We start from the raw sequence: 19,302 nt of genomic DNA, 5'->3' as shown, positions 1-19,302 counted from the left end.
CCAACAGGCTGCGCCTTTTTCGTTCAAGGCCTTGCTATGTAATGGCTGCTATCCGGGAATGGGGAGTCAGTCAGCCAGGTTCACGCCTCAGGTGTTGCCGAGAGCAGACAGCAGCTTTCATGCTGCCTGCTTCATTGGCTGCTACAGTGCTGCTGTGTGGGCAGATTGGACTAGCTCGCCTGAAACTCAAAGAAGGAGACTAACCATGAAGCGTTCCCTGATTTTCACCGCGGCATTCGCCGGCTCGCTGCTGCTGGTCGGTTGCGACTCCGATAACGACCAGACGACTCAGCACGAGGAGGCCGCCAAGCAGGAGGCGCAACAGGCAGCCGAGTCCGCCGAACAGGCCGTCGAGGAGTCGGCCGACGCTACCGCAGAGGCCGCAGCGGCCGCGGAAGCGGAGCTCGATGAGGCGTCCGGCGAGGCCGGCGAGGCCCTGGACGAAGCCGCCGCCGAGACCGAGCAGGCACTGGATGAGGCCGCTGCCGAATCCGAACAGGCCGCCGAGGAGGCAGAGCAGGCACTGGATGAAGCCGCTGCCGAATCCGAACAGGCCGCCGAGGAGGCAGAGCAGGCCCTGGAGGAAGCGGGTGACGAAGCCGCCCAGGAAACCGGTGAGGCCGCCGAAGCCGCCGGCGAGAACCTGGAGGCCGCGGGTGACGAGGCCGCTGACGAAACCGCCAGCGCCCTGGATGCGGCGGGTGACGCCACCGCCAATGTTGTCGACTCGGCCAAGGAGATGACCGCCGACGCAGTCGAGGCCGCTCGCGAGAAGACCGGCGAGCTGGTCGAGGGCGCCAAGGAGATGGCACTGGGTGCCACCGAAGAGACGGCCGAGGCCACCAAGGAAGCCGCGAATGCCACGGCGGACGTGGCGGCAGAAGCCGAGGCGGAGGCCGAAGCGGAAGCCTCGACCCAGTAACTCACGCATCTTGCATCAATCCTGCACCAAACGGGGGCCCGCTCGGGGAAACCGAGCGGGCCTCTTTCGTCATGCCACGCTTCGGGCGATGGCCGTGGCGTCAGGCGGGGAGAGCGCTACGCCGGCTCGCCACCCAGTTGCCGACGATCACGGCAAGCATCATCGCAGCGCCGGCGGCTTCCACCATCAGACTGGGGTAGAACACCGCCACGATGGCCGGCAGCAGCAGCGCCCGCGAGGGCCAGCCCATGCGGGTAAACAGATAGCCCTCCAGCGCCGCGGCGAAGGCGGCCAGGGCAAGGAACCCCGTCAAGCCGGTCCATATCAGCAGCGGCCAGGGCCCCCCCATGATGATCTCGGGGTTGTAGACCATGAACAGCGGGATCAGATAGAGCCCCTTGGCAAACTTCCAGGCCTGGAAGCCCGTTTCCATCGGCTTGGCCCCGGCGATCGCCGCCCCGGCGAAGCCGGCCAGGGCGATGGGTGGGGTGACGTTGGAGTCCTGGGAGTACCAGAACACCACCAGGTGGGCGATCAGCAGCGGAACGCCGAACTCGGCGGTCAGTGCCGGGCCGACCAGCACGATCAGCACGATATAGCTGGCGGTCACCGGTAGCCCCATGCCCAGCACCAGGCTGGCCAGCAGCACCATGACCAGAGCCAGCAGCAGATTGCCGCCCGAGAAGGCCAGCATCATGGAGGAGAACTTCAGACCCAGCCCGGTCAGCCCCACCACCCCGACGATGATGCCGGCCACCGCACAGGCCATGGAGACGGCAACCGCATTGCGAGCCCCCAGCTCGAGTCCTTCCATCAGCTTCAGCAGGCCATTGCGGATGGCGGTGGCCAGGCGTTCGCCGGTGACCGGCTCCCCCTGCTGCGGGGCCACGAAGAGCATCCACACCACAAAGCGCAGCACCGCCACGGCCAGCATGGTGAGGATGGCGTAATACCCCACCCGCATCGGCGACATGTTCATCACCAGCAGCCACACCAGCACCGCCAGCGGCAGCAGGAAGTGCCAGCCGGAAGACATCACGTCGCGCATCTGCGGCAGCTCACTCCTGGCCATGCCCTGCATGCCCTGCTTCAGGGCAATGATGTGCACGAAGAGGTAGACCGTACCGAAGTACATGATCGCCGGCAGGATGCTGACCTTGACCACATCGAGGTAAGGCATCCGAGTGTACTCGGCGATCAGGAAGGCGCCGGCGCCCATCAGCGGCGGCATGATCTGCCCACCGGTGGAGGCCGCCGCCTCGATGCCCCCGGCCTGATGGGGCTTGTAGCCAAGACGCTTCATCAGCGGGATGGTAAAGGCGCCGGTGGTCACCACGTTGGCGATGGCGCTGCCGGAGATCGATCCCATGCCGGCCGAGGCGATCACCGCCGCCTTGGCCGGTCCACCACGCTGACGGCCGGTAGCGGCGTAGGCCAGGTCGATGAAGAACTTGCCGGCGCCGGTAATCTCGAGAAAGGCGCCGAACAGCACGAAGATGAAGATATAGGTGGCCGCCACGCCCATGGGCAGGCCGAAGATGCCCTCCTGCCCCAGGTAGAGCTGGCCCACCAGACGATCCAGGCTGTAGCCACGGTGCTCGAGGATGCCGGGCAGCCACTCGCCCAGCCACGGCAGGTCACCGCGTGGACCGGCGAAGGCGTAGAGCAGCGCGATCACCCCGATCACCGTCATGCCCAGACCCACCGCACGGCGCGCCGCCTCGAGCACGGTGATGACCGCGATGCAGCCGACCATGATATCGGTCTGACTCCAGAAGCCGGCACGATTGATGATCTCGTCGAGGTAGAGCACCAGGTAGCCGCCGGTGACCAGCGCCCCGGCGAAGAAGGTGGCATCGAGCAGCCAGCCGACGAGCCCGCGGGGTCGTCGCGGGCCGAATACCGGAAACATCAGGAAGGCCAGCATCATGATCAGCATCAGGTGAATGCTGCGCTGGTAGAAGAGCCCCAGCGGCTCGATGCCGGCGGAGTAGAGCTGGAACAGCGACAGGCCCACCGCCACCAGCGTGATCAGCCACAACACCGGCCGGGCGTGGCTCGCCTGGCTGCCGGGCACGATAGGAGAGTTGTCCGAATCATTCATTGCGATTTTCTCAGGGTGTTGGATCGCCAGCGGGAGTGACCAGGCGCACGGTAACGCGGTGGTCGGCGGCCAGCTGGCTCAGACTGATGCGTTGCCCATCCACCACCAGGCGGTGATCGACGGCGAGACTCCCCACCCGCAGGCGGTAGGCATTGCCCGGCACCGGTTCGTCGAGATCCTCGATCCAGTACCCCCCTTCGCCGTCCGATACCTGGCGACCACGGCCGGGGATATGATCGAGCCCGGCGGCAAAGTCCGGCAGGTGGCTGCGCTCGAGCACCATGCGTCCATCACGATGGCGATAGCAGTCGAGAACCGGGAACCCCTCTACCGAGTGGTTCCACTCCAGGCACCAGTCCTCGCCCTCGGGCATGGGCAGCGACACCAGGGTGGCCCCCTGCTCGCCGCTTACCTCCAGGCGGGCCGGCTCCTGACCCACCGCCGGGCTGGCCAGAAACAGGCCTGCACACAGCAGCAGGGCGGGCCTGGCGGCCCGCCCTGCAGTCAGATGCCAGTCACGCACCGCCTCAGGGACGCTGGTGGTCGGCGATCTCGGCACCAACTTCCTCGTAGTAGCGCAGAGCGCCCGGATGGAAGGCGATGGGGGTGGAGTTGACACTGAACTCCACGGTGGTGTCGTTGGCCGCCGGGTGGACCTCGATCAGCTCATCGGTACGCTCGAAGAGCATCCTGGTGATCTGGTAGGCGAGCTCCTCGTCCATCTCGCTGCTCACCGCCAGCACGTTGGGGATACCGATGGTCTGCACGCCCTCTTCCATGCCCTCATAGAGGCCGGCACGCAGCTCGTAGGGAGCGAACACCGAGACACTCTCGCGAGCATTGGCCACCTCCTCGTCGGAGAGGCCGACCAGGCGGACATCCCGGGTGGTGGCCAGGTTCATGATCGAGCTGGTGGGCGGTCCCACGCTCCAGAAGCCGGCGGCGATATCACCGTCACGGATGGCATCGGCCGTCTCGTTGAAGTTGAGGCGGCGCGGATCGAAATCCTCGTAGCTGATGCCGTTGGCCTCGAGCAGCGCCCTGGCGTTGAGCTCGGTGCCACTGCCCGGCGCCCCTACCGACACCGTCTTGCCCTTCAGGTCGGCAAGGCTCTCGACACCGGAGTCGGCCAGGGTCACCAGCTGAACGGCGTTGGGGTAGACCGATGCCAGCGCACGGATGTTCTCGAGCTGGCGGCCCTCGAAGTCGCCGGTGCCGCTGTAGGCCTGGTGAACGGTGTCGGCCAGGGCCAGGGCGAGGTCCGAGTCACCGCGCCACACCAGCCCCATGTTCTCCACCGAGGCCCCCGTCACCTCGGCGACGGCCTCGTAACCCTCGAGATGCTTGCCGATCATCTCGGCAAGGCCACCCCCCAGTGGGTAGTAGGTGCCGCCGGTACCACCGGTGGCGATGGAGAGCTGCTGCTGGGCAGCCGCCAACGGAGCCGTCGCGATCAGCGAGGCGACAGCGGCATACTTCAAGGCTTTCATGGCATTCCTCCGGTCCTGCAACCAGGTTGTCTTGTAGTCGTTTCCGACGCCTGAACAGCGTACGGCCCCCAAGCTAGCACGGACCCAGCGTGAGAACCTATCGGCGCAAATTCTACGTTTCAGAGGAATTTCGGCAATGCCACGATGGTCTGGGGCTCACCCCTCAACCATCGTCTTCACCTGGTCGACGATATGACTGCCGATGGGGAGCGCCGAGGTCGCGGCTGGCGACGGTGCATTGCCCACGTTGAGGGTACGCCGGGTGTTCACGAACAGGAAGTCGTCCACCAGCTTGCCGTCTCGGGATACCGCCTGGGCGCGCACGCCCGCCGGATAGGGCTCGAGATCCTCGACCGTCAGCTCCGGACAGTACTTGCGCACCAGCTCGAGATAGCCGCGCTTGTGCAGGGAGTTCTTCATCTCGACAAGGCCCGGGCGCAGGTTCTTGCCCAGCACCTTGAGGATCCCCGGATTGGTGAACATCTGTGCCAGGTCGCGAGGCGAGATATCACGACGACGATAGCCCTCGCGCTTGAACGCCAGCACCGCATTGGGGCCCACCGTCACGCTGCCGTCGATCATGCGGGTCAGGTGCACCCCGAGAAACGGCATGGAGGGGTCGGGGATCGGGTAGATCAGGTGATTGACGATGCGGTTGTGCTTCTCCGGCAGCCGATAGTATTCGCCGCGGAAGGGACAGATGGTGAAGCCCGGATCCTGGCCCAGCATGTGGACCACTCGATCGGCCATCAGCCCCGAGCAGGTGACGAGGTAACGCCCGGTGAACTCACCGGCCGTGCTGGAGACCACCACCTCCCGGGAGCGCTCCTCGAGGCCGGTGACCTCGGCGTTGTAGCGGATCTCGCCGCCCATCCGCTCGAACTCGGCGGCCATGGCACGCGTCACCTCGGCATAGTCGACGATGCCGCTGGAGGGCACGAAGATCCCGCCGAGCCCGGTGATATTGGGCTCACGCTCGGCCAGCGCCTCGGCGGAGAGCCATTCGCGCTCAAGGCCGTTGGCGGCGGTACGCTCCCACAGCGCCTCCATGCGCTGCATCTCGAGCCCGCTGGTCGCCACCAGCAGCTTCCCGCAGGTGTCGTAGGCGATGCCGTGCTCATCACAGAACGCCCTGGTGGCGCGATTGCCCTCGAGACAGAAGCGCGCCTTGAGGCTGCCCGGGGTGTAGTAGACCCCGGCATGAATCACGCCGCTGTTATGGCCGGTCTGATGCCGTGCCGGTCCCGTCTCCTTCTCCAGCAGCAGCATCCTGCGGTCGGGGTAGGACTGCTTGAGTTGCATGGCGGTGGACATGCCCAGGATGCCACCGCCGATGATGATAAAGTCGTGCATGCCGTTCTCGCTCCAGCAGTCAGTCTCGCTCCAGCAATAGAATAGCCACGCCGGGTGCACGGCGTGGCTTCGTCAGGGTAACCCGTTGCTCCTGGGCACGCCTTACACCTGGCGCGGATCGCGCAGGGTCTTGGCGTGGGTGAAGTAACCGCGCTGGCGCATCAACTCACGACGCAGATCCGGATGCGGCTTGAAGCGGTCGCGACCATGCAGCCAGAAGTGGTTGTTGATCAGCAGGAAGCTGCCCACCGGATTGGGCACCGAGAGAATGCCAGGGCTGCTCTCCAGGGAGTCGGAGAGGTCGGTCAGCCAGTTGCCCTCCTCGAAGTCCCTGGGCTGCACGAACTGGTCGATATAGGACATGACCGGGCGGCCTTCGCGGTCGACATCGAACACCGGGTGGAAGACATCACGGGCCACGTTCTTGCTGGGCGGTGCCGTCCAGCGCATGGGGCGATGGGCCAGCGGGTGAGCAAAGAACCGCTCCAGCTCCTCCCAGTCGTCCAGGTGCAGCAGCAGGGAGTTGCCGCCCTCCATGTTCTGCTCGTCGATCTTCATCATCAGCACATAGTCGGTGTCCTGCTCGACGAAGGTGCCATCATTGTGCAGCTCCATCACGCGATGCGGCTGGCGCAGGTAACTGTCGGAGTTGTCGACGTTCTTGACCACGAAGCGCGCATAGTACTGCCCGCTCATGGCATCGAAGTTGGAACGTCCCATCAGGTGAGCCACGGCGGTGGCCAGCTTGACCATGTCATCGGCCTGCTCGACATCATCCAGACCTTCCGGCACCACCTGGAAGCCACCGGTGTCACGATCCACCAGGGTGTTGATCAGCACCGGCTGCAGGGTGTTGTCACACAGGTCATCGAGAATCCTGGCGACCCGAAACCGCAGCATCGACTTGTACTCCAGCGCCTGCACCGGCCACTCGCTGACCGCCGCAAGGAAGGCCTCGACCACCTCGCGGGAAATGGTCAGCTGCAGCAGGCGCGGGGACTGGGCAGAAGGTGCCAGGGTAAAGCCGCGGATATCGGCGGGCAGAGGCATGGCGGTTTCGGGAAGCTGGCTCAGCACGGTCATGTCAGGGCTCCAGGGGATATTGGATTGCCCATCCAAAATATCGACACTTTTTAATAGCGTCAACTGTATTTGGTTTTATACTTTTTATTAAGCCGCTGCCGGTTCGGCTGCGCGCACTGGCTGTCCCTGCCGATATCCGCCCCCTGACACACAAGAAGGACCCACGAGCAGGCCATACATGGCATCGCCCCGGCACGGGGCCGGGGCGAAAAACAGGCTTAAAAGGCCTACTCGTGCAGGAGGGCGTCAACGTCCCGAGTAGGGGTCACCGCCGGCCAGCTCACGCTGCATCATCCTGTCGCTGTAGGCGACACCGTAGCGGACACGGGACCAGGCATAGAGGGCCAGGCCAAGCAGCATCCAGCTGGCGAAGAGCATCCACTCGACGGCCGACAGTGCCGAGGGGCTGCCCGGCAGATACATGGCGGAAAGCCCGAGGGAGAGCAGTACCGCCAGGGCCCCGACCAGCTTGCCGTGGCGTACCTTGAAGGGGCGCTCCATGTCGGGCTCGCGACGGCGCAGCACGACGAAGGAGAGCGAGACGAACAGATAGGCAATCACGATCCCGAGGCCGCCAGCCACCACCAGCCATACCAGTGCCGGACGGCCCAGGAAGGGGGCGATCGCCGAGAGCACCCCCATCACCAGGATGGCGTTGGTGGGCGTGCGATAGCGCGGATGCAGCTTGCCGAGCCAGGCCGGCAGCATGCCGGAGTCCGCCAGGGCGTAGATGGCCCGCGAACCGCCGATATAGAAGGCGTTCCAGCTGGTGATGATCCCCGCGATACCCGCCAGGATCATGAGATTGCCCGCCCAGGGCGCCTGAAAGACCGCCTGCATGGCGTCCGGTACCGCCAGCGAGCTCTCGCCCAGCGCCTCGGGGTCGAGCATCAGGGAGGTGCCAAGAATGATGAAGGCATACCAGAACACCGCCAGGATCACCGAAATCATCAGCACTCGACCGATCTCGCGAAACGGCAGGTTGATCTCCTCGGCGGCCTGGGGAATCACGTCGAAGCCGACGAACATGAACGGCACCATGATGATCACCGTCATGATGCCGCCCATCACGCCCTGCTCGACGCTGAACAGCGGCTGCATGGTATCGCTGCTGCCCTGGAACAGGGCCCCGGTAATGAACATCACGCCTACTGCCAGGATCAACAGGGTCACCACCTTCTGGACCAGTGCCGCGGTGCGCACGCCGACATAGTTGATCCACATCATCAGCAGCGAGCCGATGACACCGACCGCCACCCAGGTGGCCTTCACCTCCCAGCCGGCGATGGTCCACAGGTGCCCTACCGCGTAGCCGGGAAACAGGTGCTCCACCACGGTGGGTAGCGCCACGGCCTCGAAGGAGACCACGCTGACATAGCCCAGGGTGATCGCCCAGGTGCACAGGAAGGAGGCGAAGTGGCCCAGGGCGCGATAACTATAGACGTGCTCGCCACCGACCTGGGGCATCGCCGAGGCCAGCTCGGCGTAGGTCAGGCCCACCAGCACGATGATCAACCCGCCCAGCAGGAAGGCGGTGATCGCCCCCAGGCTGCCGGCCGACTGGATCCAGCTGCCGGTCAGCACGATTCAACCCCAGCCGATCATGGCCCCGAAGGCCAGGGCGAGAACGTCCTTGCGAGCCAGCACACGCGAGAGCTGGCCCTGAGAGGTCTCGACATCTTGAGTCATGGGGATCCTCGAAAATTATCGTTTTAAGGAAAAAATTCTGTTTTGAATTAACGTCGACAAAATAGAGAAGACCACGGCTCACAGCAATAGTCGTGCCACATACCTGGGGTAGACATTCGTCGACAGTTCCCCACTACCTCCCACCAAAGCCGTAGGCAATCGCCACTGGAAAAAACGGCAACGAGTCGCCATAGTGTCTCTGTCGCAACCGCCCAATGGAGCATCATGAGCACGGCACGACAGTCCCGACCCGCGGAACTCCTGGACCCTCCGCGAAGCAGCCCTGACCTCGATGTCAGGGACCTGGAACAACGTACACGCCTCATGCGCATCGTGACCCGGCTGATCGCCGTGTCAGACCTCGGCAGCCGCGAGATCGCACGCCGCGCCGGGCTACCGATGCAGAAAATCAGCGACCTCCTGGCGGGGAAGCTGGAGCACCTCTCGATCGATGAGCTACGCCTCGTCCACCGCACGGTGGCTGAGCAGGGGGCTACCCACTGACGACGCGATCGATGACCCTCTCCCGAACAGCGAACGCCCTGCACAGCGCAGGGCGTTTTTTATTGCCTCCCCTATCAGAATAAATCTTAGTCACATCAGCACCTTGAGTGACCATTAAGCCAGCATTAAGAGCTTGCTAACAAAATCTTGATCAACATCAAGCCTGGTCGCCTCCGCCGAGGGTAGCCTTCCGGTATCAGCCTTGTCCTTTCCATGCGCGGAAGATCCCGCCCCACCTAGCTACCGGAGGCGCCATGGACCCCATACGCCGCACCCTTCTCGGCCAACTGGCCCGCTTGAGTGCGGGGGCCGCCCTGATCCCGCTCGCAGGCGTCGCCAACGCCGGCATCAACGACCAGCCACCGCGGCGCGAAGGCGACCCCACCAAGCGCTACGGCATGCTGATTGATCTGCGCCAGTGCATCGGCTGCCAGGCCTGTACCGTGTCGTGCCATATCGAGAATGCCGCTCCACTGGGCAACTTCCGCACCGTGGTGTCGCAGTTCGAAGTGGAGGAGCAAGGCAGCGGAGAGGTAGCGACCTTCATGCTGCCCCGCCTCTGCAACCACTGCGAGAACCCGCCCTGCGTGCCGGTCTGCCCGGTGCAGGCCACCTACCAGCGCCAGGACGGCATCGTGGTGGTCGACAGCGACCGCTGCGTCGGTTGCGCCTACTGCGTCAACGCCTGCCCCTACGACGCCCGCTTCATCAACGAGCAGACCCAGACCGCCGACAAGTGCACCTTCTGCGCCCACCGCCTGGAAGCCGGCCTGCTGCCGGCCTGCGTGGAGTCCTGCGTGGGCGGCGCGCGGATCATCGGCGACATGCGAGACCCCGACAGCGAAATCAGCCGCCTGATCGAGAAGCACCGCGAGGAGCTGATGGTGCTGCAACCGGAAAGGAACACCCTGCCGCAGGTTTTCTACCTGGGCATGGACGAGCGCTTCACCACTCGCCCCCAGGCCGAGGCGGGCATCTGGGATGTGCTGGGAATGGATGGCAAGGAGGTGGGCTATGAGTTTGGTCACTGAAGTCGTCGTGCCGCGCTACGGCATCGCCTGGTATCCCTGGGCGGTCCAGTATTTCTTCCTGATTGCCCTCTCCTACTCGACGCTATGGCTGGCCGCCCCGGGGCTGATCCTGGGCAAGAAGGCATGGATGACCACCGCACGCATCGCGCTGCTGGCCTGTGTCTCCACCACCCTGGTGGCCCCCGTTGCCCTGCTGGCCGATCTGCACCAGCCGCTGCGCTTCTGGCACTTCTACGCCCACCCGACACCCTGGTCGTGGATGTCGCTCGGCAGTTTCCTGCTGCCGATATATCTTGGTGCCGTGGTGGTGCTGGCCTGGCTGGCCTGGCGTCCTGCCCTCAAGGCACGCAGCCACCAGAACGATGGCTGGTTCTCCCGCGTGGCAGGATGGCTGGCCTGGGGCGAGTGGCAGACGCCGCGTGCGGTACTCGCACTCGTCGGCGCAGGAGCACTGGTCGCCTCGCTGGGTATCATGCTCTACACCGGATTCGAGGTGGCCATCGTCAAGGGGCGTCCGCTGTGGAACACCAACTGGCTGCCGCCGATGTTCGTCGCCACCGGCGTGATCGGTGGCTGTGGCCTGATTCTGGTGCTCAACCGCATCACATCCATCCGTCATCCTGACACCAACCGCCAGATGCTTGCCATCCTGGTCGGCGCCTGCGTGGTCACCGGCTTCATCGCCCTGACCTGGTTCCTCGACGGCGTCAACGCCGTCTCGGGTTCGGTGGCCGCCGCGCTCGATTCGGTCAGCCAGAGCGCCGCCTGGCGCAGCACCGCCATCGAAGGCGGCATCGCCGGTGGACTGCTGGCCACCCTGGCCTTCGTCATGCGCCGCACACCGGCGCGCCGCAAGGCCATGGGCTGGATTCTCGGTCTGCTGGCCCTGCACGTCGCCTGGATGTTCCGCTGGGTGGTGCTGATGAACGTCCAGACCGTGGCCCGCAACAGCGCCGGCTTCCACGACTATCACGTCGCCTTCGGCTCCTACGGCCTGCTCGGCATCATTGGCATCTTCGGCCTGTGGCTGACTGCCGTACTGCTGATCGATCTGTTCGTGCCCTGGCGCGAGGCCTCCAGCGACCCGCAGACAGAGCCTGTCGCCACCGCGCCCGAGGCCACTTCCATCTCCGCATCATTTGAAGGAGCCCCCAGCCATGGATAAGTCACGTCGTCGTCTGCTCAAGGGTGCCGTCGCCGCCGGCGGCGCGGCCACCTTCGCCGCCGGCTACTCCGGCCCGCTGGCCAAGATGGCCAAGGGGGTGACCGGCAGCGCCGGCGAGAAGCCGGATCATCACATCTACGGCAACGCCCTGGCGCCGGAGTATCGGGTCGACCTGGAAAGCGGTGAACTGACGCTGAACCCCGATCAGCGCACCGCCTTCACCGTCTGCTACGGCTGCACTACCAAGTGTGGCGTGCGGGTGCGTATCGACAACGAGAGCGACGAGGTACTGCGTACCATCGGCAACCCCTATCACCCGCTCTCCTCCGACCCGCACCTGCCGATGCACACCCCGGTGGTTGATGCGCTGAAGAGCGTCAGCGCCTATCAGGAGCAGGGCCTGGCCGGACGCTCGACCGCCTGCGCCCGGGGCAACGCCATGATTGCCCAGATGACCAGCCCCCACCGAGTCACCGACTGCCTCAAGCGGGTCGGCGGCCGTGGCGAGCGACGTTGGGAGCGTATCTCCTTCGAGCGCCTGATCGAGGAGGTCTGCGAGGGGGGTGACCTGTTCGGTGAGGGCCACGTTGACGGCCTGCGTGCCATCCACAGCCATGACGAGCTGATCGACCCGGACAACCCCGAATACGGCCCCAGGGCCAATCAGCTGCTGATGATGGAGGCCACCGACTACGGCCGCTCGGCGCTGCTCAAGCGCTTCGCCTTCAACGCCTTCGGCACCCGCAACTACGGCCACCACGGCTCCTACTGCGGCCTGGCGTTTCGCATGGGCTCCGGCGCACTGATGGACGACCTGGCCAAGAACGCCCACGTCAAGCCGGACTACACCAACGCCAGGTTTGCCCTGTTCATCGGTACCGCACCCAGCCAGGCGGGCAACCCCTTCAAGCGCCAGGGCCGGCTGCTGGCCGAGGCGCGCGCCACCGGCAGCCTGGACTATATCGTCATCGACCCGGGCCTCAACGCGGCGGCATCACATGCCGCCGGCGAGCGCAGCCGCTGGGTGCCGATTCGCCCGGCCAGTGACACCGCCTTCGCCATGGCCATGATCCAGTGGCTGATCGAGCATGAGGCCTACGCCGCCGACTATCTGGCCATCCCCAGCCCTCAGGCCGCCGAAGCGGCCGACGAGAGCGGCCATACCAACGCCACTCACCTGGTGATCGAGACCGACGGCCATCCGCGCCAGGGTCACTTCCTGCGCCTCTCCGACCTGGGCCGGGCCGAGGCCGACAGCGATGTCGACGACCTGCTGGTGGTGGACGCCGACGGCGAGCTCAAGCCCAGCGCCGAGGTGCGGAGGGCGATGCTGTTCGTCGAGCGTGACATCGAGGGCCCGGATGGCACTCTCCGGGTCAAGAGCAGCCTGACCAAGCTGCGCGAAGCGGCCAACGAGTACACTCTGGAGGAGTACGCCGAACATTGCGGCATTGATGCCCGCCTCATTCAGCGTATCGCCGAGCGCTTCGCCGCCTACGGCCGTGACGCCGTGGTCGACACTCACGGCGGCATGATGAATGCCACCGGCTTCTACGGCGCCTACGGCATCATGATGCTCAATCTGCTGGCGGGCAGCTTCAACCGTCAGGGCGGCGCCGCCCTGGCCGGTGGCAAGTTCAACGGCACCGGCAGCGGCCCGCGCTATGACCTGTCGGACTTTCCCGGCAAGCGCGGCCCCCGGGGCGTGTTCGTGTCGCGCAGCCGCTTTGCCTACGAGAGCACCTCGGAATACAAGCGCAAGGTGGCAGCCGGCGAGAACCCCTATCCGGCCAAGGCACCGTGGCGCTCGCTGGCACCGCCCATTCTCACCGAGCAGCTTTCCTCGGCGCTGGATGGCTACCCCTACAGGATCAAGGCGGTGATCGGCTGCATGGCCAACCCCCTCTACGGTCAGGCCGGTCTCGAGAGCACCATCGGCGAAAAGCTCAAGGATCCTCGCAACCTGGGGCTTTACGTGGCCATCGACGGTTTCATCAACGAGACCAACCGCTATGCCGACTACATCGTGCCGGATTCGGTGATGTACGAGGTATGGGGGTTCACCGGCGCCTGGAGCGGCACCCTGACCAGGATGACCACCGCCTGCTGGCCCATCGTCGAGCCGCGTCAGCAGAAGACCGCGGAGGGTGAGCCGGTCAGCATGGAGAGTTTCTTCATCGCCACGGCCAAGCGGCTGGGACTGCCCGGTTTCGGCGACGAAGCCATTCCCGGCGCCGACGGCAAGCTGTATCCGCTCAACCGCGCCGAGGACTTCTTCCTGCGCGCGGCGGCCAATATTGCCTACCAGGGCGAACCGCTGCCCGCGGCGAGCGACAGCGATATTCGGCATGGTGGCATCGAGCCGCTGCTCGGCAAGCTCGAGCGCACCCTGCCGGAAAACGAACGCGGCCCGGTGGCCTATCTCTACGCCCGGGGCGGACGTTTCGAGGAGCACAGCGCCGCCTACAAGGGTAACAAGAAGCTTGGCCACGCCTGGTCACGGCCGCTGTGTGTCTACAACCCCAGGGTGGGTACCGCCATCAACAGCCAGACCGGCAAGCGCCTGGCCGGCACCCCCCGCTTCCAGAAGGCCGAGATGGCCGACGGGCGCCTGATGCGCGAGGTCTACCCCGAGGAGGAGTGGCCGCTGCTGGCGTTCTCCTACAAGTCCAACGTCATGAACTCCTACGCCATCGGCCTGGAGCGCCTGCGCATGATCAAGCCCTACAACCCGGTGCTGCTGCATACCGAGGACGCGGCTCGTCACGGTATCCAGCATGGCGATACGGTGCGCATCGAAAGTCCCGGCGGCACCCTGACCGCCCTCGCGCTGGTCAGCGACGGCGTGATGAAGGGAGCCCTGGGCATCGAGCACAGCTACGGCCACACCGAGCTGGGCGCCAGCCAGCACTTCATCGACGGTGAAGCCTTCTCCGGCAATGAGTGGGTCGGCGCCGGCGTCAACATCAACGACCTGGGCTTCGCCGACCCGACTCGCGAGGTCGCCGGCACCTGGCTCGAGGGCGTCAGCGGTGCCTCCGTGCGTCAGGGCCTGCCGATTCGGGTTTCCCGTATCGAGGCCTGAGGAACGGCGCTTCACCCTTCCCGAGATCGAAACGCCGCCCCATGCACTCGACCCGATAGCCGGGCGCACCGACATCGGACGCCCGGCGTTTTTTCGGTATCATGGCGACGGACCATTTCCGACCAGGACACTCCCATGCTCCGACGCCTCGCTCTCGTGCTGCCCGTGGCTCTGCCGCTACTGCTTGCCACTTCGGTTGCCGCTGCCGCTCCCTTCGTGTTCACCGCCATTCCCGACGAGGACGAGACACGCCTGCAACAGCGCTTCCAGAAGGTCGCCGACTATCTCGCCGACGAGCTCGAGGTCGAGGTACGCTTCGTGCCGGTGAAGTCCTACGCCGCGGCGGTCACCGCCTTTCGCAACGACCAGGTGCAGCTGGCCTGGTTCGGCGGGCTCTCGGGGGTCCAGGCCCGCGAGCGCGTGCCCGGCTCCCGGGCCCTGGCCCAGGGCGTCGAGGACGCCGAGTTCCGGACCTACTTCATCGCCCACGAGAGCACCGGCCTGGAAGAGGACGCGGGGCTGGTCGAGGCCATGCGCGACATGACCTTCACCTTCGGCGCCAAGGGCTCCACCTCCGGACGCCTGATGCCCGAACACTACCTGCGCGAGGCCTTCGGCGAGGCCCCGGAGGAGCTCTTCTCCCGCGTCGGCTTCAGCGGCAACCACAGCCGCACCGCCTCGCTGGTCGCCTCCGGCGCCTACCAGCTGGGGGCCCTCAACTACACCGTGTGGGAGAACGAGCTCGACGCCGGCAATATCGATACCGACAGCGTCAGGGTGGTATGGAAGACCCCGGCCTATCCCGACTACCAGTGGACGATCCGTGGCGACGTCGACGAGCGCTTCGGCGAGGGCTTCGCCGACCGCGTCCAGCAGGCGCTGCTCGGCATGGAGGATCCCGCCCTGCTGGAGAGCTTCCCGCGCTCCGGCTTTATCCCGGTGGACAATGACGACTACGAGATCATCCGTCAGGTCGGCCAGCAGCTCGATATCCTCGATTGATGACCTCGCTGGCTCTTGCGGATGTAGTGGCCGATTACGGCGGGGAGCGCGTGATCGGCCCGCTCGATCTGACGCTTGCCCGCGGCGAACGCGTCGCCCTGGTGGGCAGGAGCGGCGCCGGCAAGTCGACGCTGCTCGGCGTCATGCAGCAGCGCTGGCGCCATCACGGTGCCGCCCTGATGCCCCAGCAGCTGGGCCTGGTGCCCTCGCTGAGCGTGTTCCACAACGTCTATATGGGCGGGCTCGCCCGGCATCCCACCTGGTACAACCTGGTCACCCTGGCGCGCCCCTTCCGCCGTGATATCGACGCCATCATGCCATTGCTCGAACGCTTCGATATCGCCGACAAGTGCTGGGCCGCGGCCGGCGAGCTGTCCGGCGGCCAGAGCCAGCGTGTCGCGGCCGCCCGCGCGATCCACCAGCGGGGCGATCTGCTGCTGGCCGACGAGCCGATATCGGCGCTCGACGGCCCGCTGGCCGAGCGGGTGCTGACCGCCCTGGGCGAGGCCTACCCCACCTCGGTGATGGCCCTGCACGACGTGGAGCTGGCCCTGCGCTTTACCGACCGCGTGGTGGGCATTGCCGATGGCAGGATCGCCCTGGACGAGGCCAGCCACCGACTCAAGGCTCAGGATCTGCTGGTAATCTACTGACCATGTGGCAATCGAAAACCGTACGCACCAGCCTGACTCTGGTGGTACTGGCCATCGCCTGCCTCGCCCTGGCCGACCTCCAGATCAGCGCCCACGACCCCTGGGCGGAGCTGGGCCGCCTGATGCGAGGGCTGATCCATCCGGACTTCACGGCGGTGGACTTTCTCGGCACGGCGGTCGTGCGCACCCTGGCCTTCGCCTTCGTCGGAGTGGGGGCAGGCGCCGCGGCAGGCCTGCTGCTGGCGCTGCTGTTTCAGCATCGCGCGGTACGTACCACCTGCGCCTTTGTCCGCGCCATTCACGAGCTGTTCTGGGCGCTGATCTTCCTGCAGTTCTTCGGCCTGCACCCACTGGCCGGGGTGCTCGCCATCGCCATCCCCTATGCCGGCATCTTCGCCAAGGTGTATGCCGAGATTCTCGACGAGAGCGACCCCCAGCCGTCGAAGGTGATTCCCCACGGCAGCGGCATGGTCTCGGCTCTCCTCTACACCCGTTTCAGCCAGGCACTGCCCCACCTGGTGACCTACACCGCCTACCGGCTGGAGTGCGGCCTGCGCTCAAGCGCCGTGCTGGGCTTCGTGGGCATGCCCACCCTGGGTTTCTACCTCGAATCCTCGTTCGCCCAGGGGCACTACACCACGGTGGGTGCGCTGCTGCTGCTGTTCTATGGGCTGATCGGCACCCTCAGGCTCTGGGTCCGACCGCGCCTGCTGCCGCTCTACCTGCTGGCCGCCCCCTTCCTGCTCGGCGACGGCCTGCCGATTCGCTGGCAGAGCGTCTCGCGTTTCTTCACCGAGGACATCGTTCCCGAGCCACTGCGCCAGGGCGACGGGGTCGCCGGGCTCGTTCCCTGGCTGGGCGAGCTGCTGGTCGACGAGGCGCTGCCGGGCATCTGGAACACCCTGCTGCTGACCCAGATCGCCCTGGTGGCGACCGGGCTGCTGGCGCTCATGCTCTATCCGCTGGTCTCGCAGCACTTCACGGGACGCCACGCCAGCGGCCGGATACGCGGTGCGCTGGGTCACGGCGTGCTGGTGGTCCTGCGCTCGACCCCGGAATACCTGCTGGCCTTTATCCTGCTGCAGCTGTGGGGCCCGTCGATGCTGCCGGCGGTGGTGGCGCTGGCGATCCACAACGGCGGCATCATCGGCCACCTGGTGGGCCAGCGCAGCAACGCGATCGCCCTGCGCGCCGACGCTCCCCACGGCATCGAGCGCTACGCCTTCGAGCTGACGCCGCGGCTCTACGGGCCCTTCCTGGCCCTGCTGTTCTACCGCTGGGAGATCATCATGCGCGAGACCGCCATCCTCGGCATCCTCGGCATCGCCACCCTGGGCTTCCATGTCGACAGCGCCATCCAGGAGATCCGCTTCGACCGGGCGATGATCCTGATCCTGATCACCGCCCTGCTCAATATCGGTGTGGATATCCTGGCTCGCCGCCTGCGCAACCGGCTACGCCTGCGGCATACCGCCAGCTGCGAGCCCTGACGCCGACCGACGCTACTCAGGGAGGTCGGTCAGCGCCCCGGTGCTCGCCGAGCTGACCAGCCGGGCGTACTTGGCCAGCACCCCACGGGTGTAGCGCGGGGCCGGCTGTTGCCAGGCGGCGCGGCGGCGCTCCAGCTCCTCGACGGTGAGGGCGACGTCGATGGTGTCGGCCTCGGCATCGATGGTGATCCGGTCGCCATCTTCCACCAGGGCCAGGGGACCACCGTCGAACGCCTCGGGGGTCACATGGCCCACCACGAAGCCATGGCTGCCGCCGGAGAAGCGCCCGTCGGTGATCAGCGCCACCTCGCTGCCGAGCCCCCGGCCCATGATCGCCGAGGTGGGAGTGAGCATCTCGCGCATGCCGGGGCCGCCTCGCGGCCCCTCGTAGCGGATCACCACCACGTCGCCCGCCACCACGCTGCCATCGTTGATGCCCTTCTGGGCCTCCTCCTCGGAGTTGAACACCCGCGCCGTGCCGGCGAAGCGCGTGCCCTCCTTGCCGGTGATCTTGGCCACCGCCCCTTCCGGCGCCAGGTTGCCGTGCAGGATACGCAGATGACTCTCCGCCTTGATGGGTGCATCCAGCGCCGCGATGATCTGCTGGTCCTGTGGGTAGGGGGTCACATCGGCGAGGTTCTCGGCCAGGGTCCTGCCGGTCACCGTCAGACAATCGCCGTGCAGCAGGCCGGCATCGAGCAGCATCTTCATCAGCGGCTGGATGCCACCGATCGCCACCAGTTCGCTCATCATGTAGTGGCCACTGGGGCGCAGGTCGGCCACCACCGGCACGCGCTTGCCGATCTCGGTGAAGTCGGCAAGTGACAGCTCGACGCCGATGGTGCGCGCCATGGCGATCAGGTGCAGCACCGCGTTGGTGGAACCGCCCAGGGCGATCACCACGCTGATCGCGTTCTCGAAGGCCTGGCGGGTCATGATGTCCGAGGGCTTGAGGTCGCGCTCGAGCAGCTCGAGCACCGCGGCACCGGCCGCCTCGCAATCCTCGCGCTTGTCGTTGGAGACGGCGTTCTGAGCCGAGCTGCCCGGCAGGCTCATGCCCAGCGCCTCGATGGCCGATGCCATGGTGTTGGCGGTATACATGCCGCCGCAGGAACCGGGGCCGGGAATGGCGGTCTCCTCGATCTGCTTGAGCTCGATCAGATCGATATCGCCACGACTGTGAGCGCCCATGGCCTCGAACACCGAGACGATATCGGTGTGGTTCTTGCCGGGCTGGATGGTACCGCCGTAGACGAACACGCTGGGACGATCGAGGCGCGCCAGGCCCATCAGACAGCCGGGCATGTTCTTGTCGCAGCCACCGATGGCCACCAGGCCATCGAAGCCCTCGCAGCCGGCCACCGTCTCGATGGAGTCGGCGATCACCTCCCGCGACACCATCGAATACTTCATGCCCTCGGTACCGTTGGCGATGCCGTCGGAGATGGTGATGGTGTTGAAGATCACCCCCTTGCCGCCGGCGCTGTCCGCCCCGTCGCTGGCGTGACGCGCCAGCTCGTCGATATGGCTGTTGCAGGGGGTGAGGTTGCTCCAGGTCGAGGCGACTCCCACCTGGGGCTTCGCGAAGTCCTCGTCCTGAAAGCCGACCGCCCGCAACATGGCCCGGCTGGCCGCCTTGCCGGGGCCATCCACCACCTGGGCGGAGTGGCGGCGAAGATCTTTGGGGTTATCGGACATGGCGGGCCTCCTGGGCATGCAAACTTGGACAGC

14 protein-coding genes and 1 pseudogene are annotated in these 19,302 nt (G+C 66.0%); 8 read left to right on the top strand and 7 right to left on the bottom strand.

Annotation, left to right across the window (positions count from 1 at the left end; genetic code table 11):
• Positions 1 to 205 precede the first annotated feature (205 nt).
• Positions 206 to 922 (top strand): hypothetical protein, encoded by a 717-nt coding sequence (locus E0702_RS06065; RefSeq protein WP_132042079.1) that lies wholly within the window; start codon positions 206 to 208, stop codon positions 920 to 922.
• 100 nt (positions 923 to 1,022) lie between these two features.
• Here the strand turns inward: E0702_RS06065 and E0702_RS06060 are convergent, their stop codons facing one another.
• The 6 genes and pseudogenes from E0702_RS06060 to E0702_RS06035 form a co-directional block, all read right to left on the bottom strand.
• On the bottom strand, positions 1,023 to 3,026 hold the full coding sequence (locus E0702_RS06060) for a TRAP transporter permease (protein ID WP_132042078.1): 2,004 nt from the start codon (positions 3,024 to 3,026) through the stop codon (positions 1,023 to 1,025).
• A 10-nt stretch (positions 3,027 to 3,036) separates the two neighbouring features.
• Positions 3,037 to 3,585, bottom strand: a complete 549-nt coding sequence (locus E0702_RS06055; RefSeq protein ID WP_374708634.1) for a DUF1850 domain-containing protein — start codon at positions 3,583 to 3,585, stop codon at positions 3,037 to 3,039.
• Positions 3,554 to 4,516, bottom strand: a complete 963-nt coding sequence (locus E0702_RS06050; protein WP_132042077.1) for a TAXI family TRAP transporter solute-binding subunit — start codon at positions 4,514 to 4,516, stop codon at positions 3,554 to 3,556. Before E0702_RS06050 ends, E0702_RS06055 begins: the two co-directional genes overlap by 32 nt.
• Positions 4,517 to 4,672: 156 nt before the next feature.
• Entirely contained in the window at positions 4,673 to 5,869 is a 1,197-nt protein-coding gene (lhgO, locus tag E0702_RS06045; RefSeq protein ID WP_132042076.1) for an L-2-hydroxyglutarate oxidase, read from the bottom strand.
• 102 nt (positions 5,870 to 5,971) lie between these two features.
• Entirely contained in the window at positions 5,972 to 6,952 is a 981-nt protein-coding gene (glaH, locus tag E0702_RS06040) for a glutarate dioxygenase GlaH (protein ID WP_132042075.1), read from the bottom strand.
• A gap of 246 nt (positions 6,953 to 7,198) precedes the next feature.
• Positions 7,199 to 8,641, bottom strand: a pseudogene (locus E0702_RS06035) (APC family permease).
• Between the two features lie 225 nt (positions 8,642 to 8,866).
• Between E0702_RS06035 and E0702_RS06030 the strand changes: the two are divergent.
• The 7 genes from E0702_RS06030 (at position 8,867) to E0702_RS06000 (ending at position 17,571) form a co-directional block, all read left to right on the top strand.
• A complete protein-coding gene (locus E0702_RS06030) occupies positions 8,867 to 9,145 on the top strand; it encodes an XRE family transcriptional regulator (protein ID WP_132042074.1) in 279 nt (92 codons plus the stop codon).
• Between the two features lie 254 nt (positions 9,146 to 9,399).
• On the top strand, positions 9,400 to 10,176 hold the full coding sequence (gene dsrO / locus E0702_RS06025) for a sulfate reduction electron transfer complex DsrMKJOP subunit DsrO (protein ID WP_132042073.1): 777 nt from the start codon (positions 9,400 to 9,402) through the stop codon (positions 10,174 to 10,176).
• Positions 10,160 to 11,341, top strand: coding sequence for an NrfD/PsrC family molybdoenzyme membrane anchor subunit (gene nrfD, locus E0702_RS06020; RefSeq protein WP_132042072.1), 1,182 nt, complete (start codon positions 10,160 to 10,162; stop codon positions 11,339 to 11,341). The genes dsrO and nrfD overlap by 17 nt, the downstream gene beginning before the upstream one ends.
• Positions 11,334 to 14,426 carry a molybdopterin dinucleotide binding domain-containing protein gene (locus E0702_RS06015; protein WP_132042071.1) on the top strand — a complete coding sequence of 1,031 codons (3,093 nt, stop codon included), beginning with the start codon at positions 11,334 to 11,336 and terminating at the stop codon, positions 14,424 to 14,426. The genes nrfD and E0702_RS06015 overlap by 8 nt, the downstream gene beginning before the upstream one ends.
• Positions 14,427 to 14,561: 135 nt before the next feature.
• Positions 14,562 to 15,428, top strand: coding sequence for a putative selenate ABC transporter substrate-binding protein (locus tag E0702_RS06010; RefSeq protein WP_132042070.1), 867 nt, complete (start codon positions 14,562 to 14,564; stop codon positions 15,426 to 15,428).
• Positions 15,428 to 16,081 carry an ATP-binding cassette domain-containing protein gene (locus tag E0702_RS06005; RefSeq protein ID WP_132042069.1) on the top strand — a complete coding sequence of 218 codons (654 nt, stop codon included), beginning with the start codon at positions 15,428 to 15,430 and terminating at the stop codon, positions 16,079 to 16,081. Before E0702_RS06010 ends, E0702_RS06005 begins: the two co-directional genes overlap by 1 nt.
• Before the next feature lie 2 nt (positions 16,082 to 16,083).
• The gene (locus tag E0702_RS06000) at positions 16,084 to 17,571 is read left to right on the top strand and encodes a PhnE/PtxC family ABC transporter permease (RefSeq protein WP_132042068.1); all 1,488 of its coding nucleotides are present in this window, start codon (positions 16,084 to 16,086) and stop codon (positions 17,569 to 17,571) included.
• A gap of 12 nt (positions 17,572 to 17,583) precedes the next feature.
• Here the strand turns inward: E0702_RS06000 and ilvD are convergent, their stop codons facing one another.
• On the bottom strand, positions 17,584 to 19,269 hold the full coding sequence (ilvD, locus tag E0702_RS05995) for a dihydroxy-acid dehydratase (protein ID WP_132042067.1): 1,686 nt from the start codon (positions 19,267 to 19,269) through the stop codon (positions 17,584 to 17,586).
• Positions 19,270 to 19,302 lie beyond the last annotated feature (33 nt).

Origin of the sequence: Halomonas marinisediminis (genome assembly GCF_004347715.1) — a bacterium.
Lineage (GTDB): Bacteria > Pseudomonadota > Gammaproteobacteria > Pseudomonadales > Halomonadaceae > Halomonas > Halomonas icarae.
Note: the sequence above shows the minus strand (reverse complement) of the source record. Positions and strands in the feature narration are given on the sequence as shown.